Origin of the sequence: Asaia sp. BMEF1 (genome assembly GCF_051628905.1) — a bacterium.
Taxonomy (GTDB): domain Bacteria; phylum Pseudomonadota; class Alphaproteobacteria; order Acetobacterales; family Acetobacteraceae; genus Asaia.
The window spans coordinates 1,403,960-1,417,013 of record NZ_CP157575.1 but is presented as its reverse complement, the minus strand read 5'-3'; the positions used below and the strand labels follow the sequence as shown (position 1 = coordinate 1,417,013).

Below are 13,054 nucleotides of genomic sequence, written 5' to 3'. Positions count from 1 at the left end.
ATGTGCCACAGAGAAAGGCCCGGTCGCGTGAACTCGAAACCGGGCTGTCGAGGCAGGAGCGTGTCCGAGCCGATCTTCTCTCGGTCTCTGTCTAGCGACGGGCGCTCTTGTTCGGCGCTGTGGAGACACAGGATGGCGCGCGATCCGGTCGGTTGCCTGTCCAGAAAAGGGCTGAATCGAACAGGCATAATCCCTGTGGGGAGAGCAGGGTGAAGGTCGCGTTATTCAAGAAAAGCATCACCCGCCTCGCCGGGGCGAGCGTCTCGTAATCCATCGTCGCCCCTTTTTCGTAACCGAAAATGGCCGCTTTTTCCGGCTGGCCATAGATGGTTGCGATCAGCGTCGCACCGAGGCCGGGCTTGCCCCAGCTCATGGGGCTCTGGCGGGTATAGACGTTGACAAGTCCGGCTTTAAGTCCGCCGCTCATCGCATGAGGGGCATTGACCAGCCAGAGATAGCGTTCCTTTTCGGCCTCACCGAAATCGGTGTCGTGGCGCTTGCCTGTCATGGCAAGGTCGTCGAGGCTGTCATTCTCCCATGTCAGGAGGGGCTTGCCGGATTGCCGCCATGCCGGGCTGACATTCTTGCCCGAAACGGTAGAGGACAGAATGACCAGATCGTCCTTCACCTCGTCGGGGGATGTCGCTTCACCCATGGCATGGACCGTAAAGCCAAGACTGGCGATATGGGCCATGGCCGCATCGTCGATGGCGCGGTTCGGCCCCTCTGTCTTGCAGAGATAGGCGACACTCTGCGTCGTCTCGGCACAGGCGGGCGGTGCCGGGAGCACGGCAAGCGCGATCAGGCAGCAGGCGAGGGGGGAAAGAAGAGCCCGGTTTTTCATCAGAAGGCCACCATGGTGCGCAGGGAGAAGCGTCGTGCTTCGCCGAGAGAGACGAAATAGCTGTTCACGCCTGACGGATAATAGACGGCATTGGAGATATTCTTGATGTTGAACTGGAAATTCACCGAGTGCCGCGCAATCACCCTGTCATAGGTGGCAAACAGATCACCGGTGACATAATCGGGCAGGAAGAAGCTGTTGGCTGAGTCGCCCGCTCGGCGCCCGACATAATGCGCATCGCCGCCAAAACGCAGCTTGTCGTTACCAAAAACCGAGCCGATATCATAGGCCAGGCCGAGAGAGGCTGTATGACGAGCAGCATTCCAGAGCTGCTTGCCGGCATAAAGCGGGTCCTTGGTTGTGGCGCCGTCGAGATAGGCATAGCTGCCGATCATGCTCAGGCGCTTCGTCACCCGACCAGCCAGATCGAGTTCGATGCCGCGCGAGCGCGCCGCACCCGCAGTACGGTAGTCGGTCTGGTTGGTCGTTGTGTTGTATTGAGAAACGAGCACGTTGCGTTTGTGGATGTCGTAGAAGGCAAGTGTGCCGGTCAGACGGTCATGCAGCGCCATTTTGGCACCGAATTCGTAAGAGCGGCCCTTCTCTGGCTGAAAGCCCGAACTCAGCACGAGCCCGCTCGAAAGCGGCGCGATGGTCGAGGCCGGCTTGAGCGACTGCGTATAGCTGGCATAGAGCGACCACGCAGGCGCAAGGCGATAGACCAGCCCCGCCTGAGGCAGAAAGGCACCGTCGCCGATATCGGTATTGGCCTTGAAGGGGCGCCCGCGCCCGGCAATCTGACGATAGCTGAGATAGCGTACACCGCCGACCATGACCCAGCGCTCACCAAGTTTGAACGTATCGCGCAGGAAGCCTGAGTAATCGTGCAGGTTATCGGTCTGGTCGCTATCGCTTGCCGAAACGGTGGAGGAAGGGTTTTCGAGCCCGTAAACCGGCTTGAGATAGCTGAACGTATATCTGCTCGACTGGCGCAGCAGATCCTTGCGGTAAATCAGCCTGTATTCGCCATCCATGCCGATCTGGATCGTCTGTTTGAAATTACCGATCCTGATCGGGCCATCGAGATAGGCGGTGCCGTAAGTGTCGGAGCTGAACGCGCCATGGGTGGCATCATTGCTGCGGCTCAGCGTGCCTTTGGTGACGTTGACACCCGTAACGCGCAACTGGTTGGCGTCATAGGTTTCCTGATTATAGCTGAAATTGACATGGGCCGACCAACCGGCGCCGAAGCGGTGATCGAGCGACACCTGGCCCAGATGGCTTTGACCGGTCATGCGATTGAAGTTCTCGTCCAGACGGCGCGTTGCCGGAATGGCGAGCGGGCGCCCGGTGCGCGGATCGAGCGCGGTGCCGCGATCAAAAGGATAGAGAAAATCGCGAAATTCATACCAGGCTGTGATCTGCGTCTTTTTGCCGAGCCACGCCAGCGATGGCGCAATGAGTGTCTCCTGATGCATGCCGAAACTGCGCCAGTAATCTTCGGCTATACGGTCAAGCACCAGCCGATAGGCAAGCTTGCCCTTGCCGATCGGCCCGGTTGAATCGAGCATGCCTTCGAAACCGTTCTTGCCCCGTCCGTAGGTCGAGCCCATGACGGAGGCGATGGTCTTGGCCTGAAGGCGCGGCTTCTTGCTGACGATATTGATGACCCCGCCCGGATCCATAATGCCGTAGAGCAGGGAAGACGGGCCCTTGAGCACTTCCACGCTGTTCGCCGCGGCATTGAAGCCGCGCCCCTGAACCAGCGGCATGCCGTTATGCATGATCGAGCCGTCGCGATTGCCACCGAAGCCACGCTTCATGATCGTGTCCTGCGTCCCGGCCAGCGTGTTGCCCTGGGTGATACCGCTGACATTGATCAGCGCATCGTCCAGATTGCGCGGCTCCTGATCGCGGATTACCTGCTGCGACACGATATTGACCACTTGCGGGATATTCAGAACCGACGTGGTCGTGCGCAGGGTCGAGGCGTCGGGCGTCGGCTGATAGCGCGTATCGGTGATTTCAGGGGGCGGTGTTGCGCGCCCGGTGACGGTGATCAGTTCATCCGCTGTCTGTTTTGGCTTGGTCACAAATGGCGGGGAGGCGACCGGCGAAGCAGAGGCCGCAGGGACAGCCGCTGATGACTGCGCAGTTCTTGCTTTTATCGCGTCGGAAGACTCTTGCGAGAGTGGTGCGGCGACCGCGGCAAACGGCGCTGCACCCAGGCACAGCAGGGGGAAACAGTATTTTCTCATGACACTCCGCATGCGACGCGTAGCGGCCTCTACGCGTCATGCGCGCAGGGGTGTGGCAAGGCCGATGCGTCAATTTGCGGTGTCACTACATGCAAATGATTCTCATAAACACGAATAAGTGCCGAGATTGGGAAAGTTTAAGATCGTGTATGTCCCGCACGCTTTTGCCCCAAGGGTGCTCTCCGGCAGGAGGGCGTTGGCACGACCTGCACGGTTGCACGCTTCTTATGCCCACTTGATGCTCTATACTTGGGAGGGGTGTGTACTTTCTTGTGTGTAGAGCCGTTTCGCGACCAGGAGCAGAACGACGCCGATAAAGATAATGCCGGTGTGCAGCAGCCAGAAACGGATCGAGCCCCAGAGTGGCAGGTTCTGCCCGATCTGGCCTGCCATGATATCGGCCAGACGACCCACCAGAGCATAGGCTGCTGCCGCCATGCTTTTGGCATTGTCGGGGGCCAGTCTGATGAACAAGGCAAGGCTGATGGGCATGATGGTTGCCATGGCCAGATCGTTGATGAAATGAAAAACCAGACCCCAGACCATGCTGATCTGGCTCGGGTCGGCGCTCCAAGCCGACGCATAGACCAGAACGAGGGGCGCTAGGGCGCCCAGAACACCGAAGCTCGTGATCTGCCCCCATTCGCTGGGGGCGCCACGATGGCGCGTGTAATAGCGCCAGAACGCGATGGCCATGATCTGGGTCACAAAGCTGACCCCGGCATCGAGCGACATGAGCCAGCTTGCGGGGAACACCCAGCCTGACAGGTGGCGATTATAATGCTGCTCGCCCCAGATCAGATAGGTGTCATAAATCTGCTCGTTGCAGAGGAAGATCATGGCGAGTATCGGTATCAGAAGCGCGATCTGCCCCCCTGTCTTAAGCAACAGCACCGGTGCAGCCCCTGAATCGCGCGGCTGGCTACGGACGGCAGGGGCGGGAAGATGGCGCCAGCCCAGAGAATAGGCGAGCGTGCCTGCCAGCATGACGATCCCAGCGGCTGCAAAGCCTTCGTGCCAGCCATAGCGCGCGGCCAGCCAGCCGCAGAAGGTCGGGCCGATAATGACAGCAGCTTCCTGTACCAGCGACATGAGCTGATAGGCATCCGCGCGGCGCGGGTCCGTATCGCCGTAGAGGTCACCCACCTGAGCAAACAGATTGACCGCCAGGGATAGGCCAATCACGAAGCACGGTAGTGCCAGAATGAAGCTCGTATCGAAGGCCCAGAACAGGGGCGCCAATGTCAGAAAGACCAGTCCGGCCAGGGCGCCGCGTCGTCGCCCCATAAACCGGTCGGATAGAAAGCCGCCGATAATCTGGGTCGGGATCATGCACAGGGCGAGCAGGCCGATCGTGGTGGAGGCCAGAGCTTGCGCATTACTGGTCTGTGCCTCCCAGGAAAGGAGGTGGCGCAGGGCACCGACACCGGGAAAGGCGGTGTTACTCGGCGCCGCATAGACCACATGCGCGAGATAGAGCACCAGTATGGCCTGGGTACTGTAGCGGGAGAAATACCACGCACCCTGCGCAGCCGCGATGAAATAGAGTCCGGCCGGATGGGCTTTCTGCCGTGACGGCTCGGAAGGATGCATGAAAAGACGCTTTCGCTACGTTGTAAGGCGCATTCCAGTCTTCGGAAGTACAGCGCCAGGGGCGAGGATCTGCAACGCTATGGTCGTTTCGATTTCGATGCAAATGTTCAGATTTTCCGCCGAACGGGATGCCATGCTGCAAGCTGCGGCACTTTCGAACGGTGCCGAAGGATCGGGGGGCTCTTCGTGCAGTTTGCAGACCGTTCAATCTCATGTGACGTTGCAGAGCTGTCGCGCATGAGACAAGGTCGATTCCGGTTGAGCGGTCGCCGTTTAGTGCTGTTCGATAGGGTTCGCTGGAAGATCGTCAGGTGCCGGGAAAGTCGGATGGAGGGCTGGCTTGCGTGATGGCATCAAGGCTTGCGGCGTCATCGATATCGGTGGTTTCGTGAGTAGGGCAGGACAAAAGCTGTGCCGTGCGGATCAAAGAGCGAGCGCCCATGTCTCCCTCGGGTGATAGCTTTAGAAGACTCTCCATGGGGAAAACGGCGGGCGGTCCCCGGTATGAGGGCGAAGATGTTGCGAAAGCCAGATGCGGTTCCGCTTCGCTGGCGGCGCATAGCCGCAATAGATGGGCGGGCGTGATGAAAGGCATATCGGCGAGGCAGATCAGAACCCGGGCTTGCGGTTCAAGCCCTTTGATTCCCAATGCGAGTGATGAGCCTAATCCACGTTCCGGTTCCGGGTTGATCAAGCGCTGAAATCCCGATTGATCATATGCCGCATGCCAGGTCCTCCCTCCGAGGCGAGAGACAACGCGTTTCTGCTGCCAGGGGAGCGTGGTCACAATCTGTAAAACATGCTGCGCGAGAGGCCGGTCATCGAGCATTGCTTCGAGCTTGTCATCCTCGCCGAAGCGACGACTCAGACCGGCGCCGAGGACGAGCAGGATACAGGACTGCGTGCTCATGGCATCTGCTTCGCCCTGCGGGCCTCGATGAGGGCAAACAACTCGGCCAGAACCGAAACGGCCAAGGAGCGGGCTTCACGCGATGGGCCGAACAGTCCGATCGGACCACGGATCCGCTCCAGAGCCGCGGCATCATGGCCTGCCTGACGCAGGGCGGCGAGGCGACGCGCTTGTGTCTTGTGGCTCCCCAGACAGCCGATGAAGAAGGCTTTCGTTTGCAGCGCGGCTTGCAGTATCGGTAATTCCCTGTCGAGATCGTGGTGCAGCAAGACGAGCGCCGTCTCACAGTCTTGCGCATACTGCGCCACGGAAGACAGGTCGCCCCTCATCAGGGTCAGCCCGGCAGCGGCGGCCAGCGCGGTCAGAAAATGGCTCTCAAGACCCTCGCCGAAAAGCAGTATTTGCGGATCCGGGAAAAATCTGGCTGTGAAGCGAGAACCCTGCCATCCGACGAGGGCATCGCCCTTTTCTATGTTCAAAGTCTCGTTTGCACTGTCGTAATGTAGCAGGACTGTTCTTCTTGACGCACGCAGCTCCAGAAACCCGGTCAGGGCGATTGAGTCACGGATGACGTGCAGGTGCAGCCCAATGCCGCCACGGCATGGCAGGACAATATCGAACCAGGGAGATCCCTTGCCATAGCGGCAGATGCGATCATGCCCCTCTGCCATGGCAAGGCAGGCTTCACTGACGACACTGGCTTCGACGCAGCCGCCAGACACCATGCCGACATAATGACCGTCATCGCGTATGGCCATCAGGGTGCCCAGGGGACGCGAGGCACCCTCGACGATATCGGTCAGAAGCGCCAGAACGCAGCCGTGGCCTGCCTGATGACTTGAAACGAGAAAGCGTACAACGTCGTCAGGATGGTCGCTGGGTAGGGCGCAGACGGCCCTGATCGGGGCGGTCGTCACTCTGGTCCGGTCGTGCATGGTTTCCCGTTCCGCGATGGCTGTGACGGCGAGACTAGCCTTCGGCGCGGGCGTTGTCCCGCCATGATGTGAGGATTTTTCCACAGAGAATTGCAACTGTCATTATTTCTTCAAGAAAATTGTTGACCGGATTTTCCGCTCATGATCTGATGTTTCGTATTCGGATCGATTTGAAAATTCCCCACGCAAACACGCACCCGAACAATTTGAGGCCGTCAATGTGTCGCCATGAGCAGAGCCGATATCGCACGTCTATTCGTTTCGATACCGAACCGGAGTCTTTCGGGCCCTGTGTGGCGGCAGGATTGCGTCGCCCAGCACGCAAGCGTGGCGCGCTGTCACTGCGCTTCTGGCTGTCATGCTCGCTCTGCATTCTGCCTGTGACGGCAAATGCCCAGAGCGCGACGAAAGCAGAGATGCAGCATAAACGTTCCGATATCGTAACAAATAAAAAGCCGGTAAAGCTCTCTCCAGTCAAGTCGTCTGTGGCGCAGGGCAACGGCGTTGAAGAGGTCATGGTTACCTCGCGCCGTCGCAAGGAGACGGCACAGCAGACCCCTGAAACTGTCCAGATTTTCACGGGCAAAGAACTAAACCGCCTTGGCGTGCAGGCTCTGCCTGATCTCATCAAATATACGACGAACGCTCAGAATCTCGATTTTTATGGCGGCGCCATGCCGACCTGGGTCATTCGCGGCGTCAGCCTTGCCGACTTCAATCCCAACTCCACGCCCGCCGCCCCTATTTTTCTGAATGATGCTTATCAGCCAAGCACGGTCATGGGCACGGGCAGCCTATTCGATATTTCCCGTGTCGAAGTGCTGAAGGGGCCGCAAAGCGGGCTCTACGGACGCAACACCATCGGCGGTGCCGTGCGTGTGCTTACCAACAAGCCGAATTTCGACAAGGCGAGCGGGTCGGTTGCCGTGTCTTACGGTCGCTGGGGCGATGGCCATATCAATGCTGCCTATGGCGCACCGATCACGCGCAATCTCGCTTTCCGTATCGCCGAGACCTCGGATCATGGCTGGAGCGGCTGGCAGACCTCGCTTCAGAATGGCGCAAAATGGGGCCGCAAGAACCGTGACGCGGTGCGCCTGGAAGTCGCGGCAAAGCTCGATAACTGGACGCTGAATTTCGATCTGCATGGCAGCCGTGACAAGTCACAGCTCGCTCTGGCAACGGCGTTGGGTGTTTATAACACGACAGGCGGCTTCTGCTCTGCCATGATCGCAGGCTATGCCGATCAGCAGAACTGTCTCACATTGCCGCAGGCTTTCGGCGATGCGAGCCAGGCCGCCTCGCGCCAGACGCAGGATGGCACGAAAGTGCTTTCTGCGCCGACCAACCAGCTCGACAATAAAGCGGGTGGCGCCCAGTTCAGCGCCGTCGGCGATCTGGGTGGAATGGAGCTAACCTCCATCACCTCGCTCGATTATTTCGATTATGGGCTCAACTACAACTACGCCGCCACCGGTCCGGTCTATGCCACCCAGCTCGAGCATACGCCCATGCGCATGGCACAGGAAAATCTGCGCCTCAGCTCAGGCAAGCCCAAGCGTCTGGACTGGCTGCTGGGTGTCGATGTGTCTTATGAGGATCTTGAGGAAAACAAGCAGTTCCAGCTTTTCGATAACGCGCTTCAGACGCTTTATACCGGCCTTTCGGGTGCCGCGAATGAAGGCATTCTGAGCTATACGCAAAAGACGCAATCCTATAGCGGTTACGGGCAGATCACCTATCATATCATGCCCAAGCTCTCGCTCGATTTCGGCGCGCGCAGCACCTGGGAATACAAGACTTATAACGGTGCCTTCCAGCAATCGCCCGGTTATTATGTCTCATCTGACGTCACGCGTCAGTATCAGCTGAAAGATCATGTGACCGGTAAAGCCGTGCTGCGGTATCAGTTCGACCCGCTGAACATGGTCTATGCCTCTGTGGCGCGCGGGTATAAATCGGGCGGCTTTTATGGTGGCTTCCCCATTGCTAGCACGGCGCAGATCGACCCCTATCGCGAAGAGCAGGTCTGGGCGGTCGAGGCCGGGTTCAAGGCCCAGACACGCGACCGAAAGCTGATCGTCGACGGTGCGGCTTTCTACTATCGCACTTACAATTATCAGAACTTCACAACGGAATATTCGGCGGTAAGCAAGACCATTACGTCGACGCTTACGAATATCGGCACGGCGGTGAATCAGGGCCTCGAGGGCAACATTGTCTGGAAGCCTGTGCCGACTCTCACGTTCAATCTCGGTGCGGCGTATAACGATGCAAAAATCGTCAAATCCTCGCAATATCAGCTCGACTACGCGGGTAATCTGATCGCCTGGCAGGGGCAGCGTCTGCCGTACGCCCCGCGCTGGAGCCTGACGCCGTCTGCCCGTTATGAGCATGAGATGTTCAACGGGGCTTACACCGCCGGGGTGCAGATGAATTACAGCTTCCGCACCACGCTCAATGCCACACGCGGCGTCGGAGCCTGGATCAATAATATTCCGGGTTACGGCCTGCTGGATGTGCGTCTCGATCTGCTCTCCCACAAGCAGCACTGGAATCTGGCGCTTATGGGGTTCAACGTGACGAACGTGCATTATCGCACGGTGGGCCAGACAGATGGCGTGAGCGATTTCCAGCAGATCTACGGAATGCCCGCCAGTTATCGCTTCCAGATCGGGTATGATTTCTGACCGCACCCGGTTTCAGAACAGGTTTTTCTCTCTTTTCAGGTGGAATATGACCAAGAAACTGTCTCTCAAAGCCAATCTGCTTGCCATGCTCGTGCTCTCCACCGGGCTGAGCGGGCTTGCTCATGCCGGAGAGCCACCCTTGCCGACCGATCCGGCCGTCACCCGTTCGCTCGAAGCGCAGGACGCCCTGCCGCGCACGGCTTTCTACAGCACCCCGGCCGATATTGCTGCTTCGGCGCCGGGTGCACTGCTGCGTCAGGAAAAAGCACCTGAATACAGCCTGCCCAAGGGCTTTACAGCCACGCGTATTCTCTATCGTTCGACTGACTCTCACGGCAAGCCGGTTGCGACGTCGGGCGTTGTCGTCGTGCCGCCGGGCAAGGCGCCCGAAGGCGGCTGGCCGGTGATCGTCTGGGCGCACGGCACCAGCGGCACCGCTCAGTCCTGCGCGCCGTCGCTGATGAAAGACGTCTATTATGGCGGCCTGCGCGTGTTCGATCTGGCCTCTGCCGGATTTGTTCTGGTCATGACCGATTATCACGGTCTCGGGACCGACAGCCCGCATCAATATATGAATAAATTCGCCCAGGTAGCCGATATTCGCAACGCAGTGCCTGCGGCCCACGCGCTGATGCCCGATCTTTCTCGGAAATGGTTCGTGGTCGGTCATTCGCAGGGCGCCTATGCTGCACTCGCTACCGCCGAAGCGGAAGCCAAGGATAACGACCCCGGTTATCTCGGCGCCATTTCCATCGCTCCAGCCGCGCGTGTTGGCATGATCAATGCCAATATCTCTGCCGTGAAAAAGGCTGGCGGCCCTTACATGTCGTGGCTGGCCTATGCCATTCACGCGCAATACCCGGAATTCAAACCCGAGGAACTGCTCTCCAAGGCAGGACTTTCGCAGTATCCCGAAGCGACGGGCAAGGCTTGCTGGCTGACGGGCAACGCCCTCTATTACCCCTATTCGGCCAAGGAGCTGGTCCGCCCGGATTGGAACAAGAACAAATACGTCAAGAAGTTCTTCGCCGAGCAGACAGTCGGTTATGAAAAGGCCAAGGGCCCGATCCTGCTGATCGCAGGGGGGGGTGACACGACCATTCCCATTCATACGCTGGAATCCTACGCCAAGGATGCCTGCCATGCGGGATCGGATGTGAAATATATGGTCGTGCCCAATGCCGAGCATGGCGCCGCCATGGTTGAGTCGATGGATACGCAGATTGCGTGGCTGAAATCGGTTCTGGCGGGCAATGCGCCCTCCAATACCTGCCAGCGCCACTGACCGCCCTCATGACGGCAGCACGCTCCTCTATGGCAGTTCTCTGCCTCGGTGTTTCGCTTCTGGCCTTTCCCGGTTCGGGGAGGGCGCAGGAAGCGCGATCGGGGGGCAGCGTGATTGCCGCCGTGTCGGGCTATAATCCCGAACTGGTCAAGACGGCGCCCTTCTGGGGGCGGCGTCTCGTGGGCTATCTGCCGACACGCGACCATACGCCGCTGCGCTACAGCGTGCTGCTGCCGAAGGGTAAGGGGCCGTTTCCCGTCGTGATCAATTACAGCGGCTACGATCCCGGCGGCGTAGGCAGCTCGGCCTATCTCAAGGGTGACACGGCTATGTCGGTCAACCTCGACCGCGATCTGGTCGCCCATGGCTATGCTGTGTTCGGGGTCAATGCCCGTGGAACTGGGTGTTCGGAGGGGCAATTCACCTTTCTGACGCCCAGCTATGGCCAGGATGGCTACGATATTGTCGAGTTTGCCGCCTCACAGCCCTGGTCCGACGGACATGTCGGCATGGCCAACTGGTCCTGGGCGGGTATGTCGCAAATCGCCACGGCCTCGACACGTCCGCCGCACCTGAAGGCCATCGCGCCGGGCATGGTGCTGGGCGATGCACGTCTCGATAGCTGGGCACCCGGCGGCGTGCCGAATATGCAGTTTCCGTCCGGCTGGCTGCTTTATCTGCAGTCGCGCTGGGACGCTTTAAAAGAAGGGGCACAGACAGAGCACGACCAGCGCTGTCTGGACAGGCTCGCGATCAATACGGAGGCAAATCGCAGGGATAATCTGCGCGATCTCATTTTGCGCCATCCGCTGCGCGATGCTGAAATCGAGAAGCGCAATCTGGCGGCCAGAACCAGTCAGATCGCCGTGCCGGTTCTATCCATGGAAGCGTTTCAGGACGAGGCCGTGACCTCGCGTGAGGGCTATTATCAGGATACGCTGGCGCCGGAAAAAACCTGGCTGGTCCAGACCAATGGCCAGCACGACGCCTATGAATCCCTGAAATACCGCGCGCTGCTGCTCGGGTTTTTCGATCGTTTCCTCAAGGGCCATCAAGCCGCCTTCAGCGATACGCCCCATGTGCGCGTCTGGCTCGAAAGCGGGTCTCATGGCGAGGGGCATGAAAAGGTCGAGCAGATGGCGCCGCGTGTGACCCTGAGCGGGGCGACCTATCCGATTGCCGCCACCCCCCATGTGTTCACGCTCGCCAGTAAAGGCGTACTCGAGGACGGTATGACTTCCTCGACCGGATCGGACAGCTATGCTTATCCGGTGCGCGGACCGGATGTGGATGTCGATGCCGATCATTACGGCTGGGGTGCGTTGCCAGAGCATTGGCGCGAGGGTAGCCTCGCTTATACTTCAGCACCGCTCGGTAAAACCCTGGTGGCTTATGGCCCCGCCAGCGTCGATCTCTGGCTGTCATCTGACATGCCGGATACGGATGTCGAGGTGACACTGACGGAGCTGCGCCCGGACAATCAGGAGATGTTCGTCGAGCGTGGCTGGCTTCGTCTTTCCGACCGGGCACAGGACCCTGCGAGATCGACTGCGCTGCGGCCGTTTCCGCTCGATCGTATCGAGACCACACAGAGCCTTGCCCCTGACGAGCCCGTTCTGGCGCGTGTTGAGCTGAGCAAGATGGGGCATGTCTTTCGCGCGGGTTCGCGTCTGCGCCTGTGGATCGACGCACCGGGTAATTTCGGTGGCTATGGGTTTTCGCCCTGGCTTCTGCCCGCCACAAATCGTCTCTGGCATGATGCAGGCCATGTGTCCCGTCTGATTCTCGGCACCGTGCCAGAAAAGGGCCGCGACGGTCTGGCGGTCTCTGCCATCCCCAAAACACTTGCGCCGTGCAATGACGTGCTCATGCAGCCCTGTCGGCGCGATCCGTTGCAGTGACCATCGTTTTTTTCCTTCAAGGTGATCTGAAATGAAGACCCTGAAAAACACTCTTTTTGCGCTTTCCTGCCTCGTGGCATCGGGCGCGGCCCATGCCGCAACGGAGGCGCCCTTCAACGGCAAGGTTTATGATCCGGTCAAGACCGAGCTGGTTCTCAATCTCGTCGTGACCTGCACTGACCCAGTAAGACCTGGCCCTGAAGGTGCCAGCAAGGATGGCGAACGCACCGAGATCTGGCCGATCATCGGCGGGCGTTTCGACGGGCCTGGCATCCATGGCACGGTAGAGGCTGGCGGTGCCGATCTGCCCGTTTTGCGCCCCGATGGCGTTGAGGTGGTTGATGCGTTCTACCGCCTCAAGACCGATGACGGTCAGATTATCGTCATTCACAACAAGGGCCTCGCTTACCCTGTCGATGGGGGCAAGGATTACAAATATCGCCTGAGCCCGGAGTTCATCGCGCCCAAGGGTAAATATGACTGGTTGAATAAAAGCATTTTTGTTGCCACTCTGGTCTATCCGGTTCCTAAAGGGATGGAGCTCGCCAAAGGCCCTCATCAGAACGACCGGTTGATTCAGGTGCTCCGACTTAACTGATACTTTCTCCGGGATCTGGTTTACGCGAAATGTCCTTGAA

General features: G+C 59.1%; 9 protein-coding genes. 4 read left to right on the top strand and 5 right to left on the bottom strand.

The window, feature by feature from the left end; genetic code table 11:
- Positions 1–91: 91 nt before the first annotated feature.
- The 5 genes from ABHV46_RS06080 to ABHV46_RS06060 form a co-directional block, all read right to left on the bottom strand.
- Entirely contained in the window at positions 92–844 is a 753-nt protein-coding gene (locus ABHV46_RS06080; protein ID WP_438383669.1) for a hypothetical protein, read from the bottom strand.
- Positions 844–3,102 (bottom strand): TonB-dependent siderophore receptor, encoded by a 2,259-nt coding sequence (locus ABHV46_RS06075; RefSeq protein WP_438383668.1) that lies wholly within the window; start codon positions 3,100–3,102, stop codon positions 844–846. Before ABHV46_RS06075 ends, ABHV46_RS06080 begins: the two co-directional genes overlap by 1 nt.
- A gap of 243 nt (positions 3,103–3,345) precedes the next feature.
- On the bottom strand, positions 3,346–4,695 hold the full coding sequence (locus ABHV46_RS06070) for an MFS transporter (RefSeq protein WP_438383666.1): 1,350 nt from the start codon (positions 4,693–4,695) through the stop codon (positions 3,346–3,348).
- 307 nt (positions 4,696–5,002) lie between these two features.
- Positions 5,003–5,605 (bottom strand): nucleotidyltransferase family protein, encoded by a 603-nt coding sequence (locus tag ABHV46_RS06065; protein WP_438383664.1) that lies wholly within the window; start codon positions 5,603–5,605, stop codon positions 5,003–5,005.
- Positions 5,602–6,540, bottom strand: coding sequence for an XdhC family protein (locus ABHV46_RS06060; protein WP_438383661.1), 939 nt, complete (start codon positions 6,538–6,540; stop codon positions 5,602–5,604). Before ABHV46_RS06060 ends, ABHV46_RS06065 begins: the two co-directional genes overlap by 4 nt.
- A gap of 305 nt (positions 6,541–6,845) precedes the next feature.
- On the opposite strand from ABHV46_RS06060, the gene ABHV46_RS06055 reads away from it, so the two are divergent.
- From ABHV46_RS06055 to ABHV46_RS06040, 4 genes are read left to right on the top strand one after another with little or no spacing between them, the layout of a single operon-like run.
- Positions 6,846–9,230, top strand: a complete 2,385-nt coding sequence (locus ABHV46_RS06055; protein ID WP_438383658.1) for a TonB-dependent receptor — start codon at positions 6,846–6,848, stop codon at positions 9,228–9,230.
- Between the two features lie 46 nt (positions 9,231–9,276).
- Positions 9,277–10,515, top strand: a complete 1,239-nt coding sequence (locus ABHV46_RS06050; RefSeq protein WP_438383656.1) for an alpha/beta hydrolase family protein — start codon at positions 9,277–9,279, stop codon at positions 10,513–10,515.
- Positions 10,458–12,416 carry a CocE/NonD family hydrolase gene (locus ABHV46_RS06045; protein WP_438383655.1) on the top strand — a complete coding sequence of 653 codons (1,959 nt, stop codon included), beginning with the start codon at positions 10,458–10,460 and terminating at the stop codon, positions 12,414–12,416. The genes ABHV46_RS06050 and ABHV46_RS06045 overlap by 58 nt, the downstream gene beginning before the upstream one ends.
- Before the next feature lie 31 nt (positions 12,417–12,447).
- Positions 12,448–13,014: a DUF3237 domain-containing protein gene (locus tag ABHV46_RS06040; RefSeq protein ID WP_438383653.1), complete on the top strand. Its 567-nt coding sequence runs from the start codon at positions 12,448–12,450 to the stop codon at positions 13,012–13,014.
- Positions 13,015–13,054: the final 40 nt, after the last annotated feature.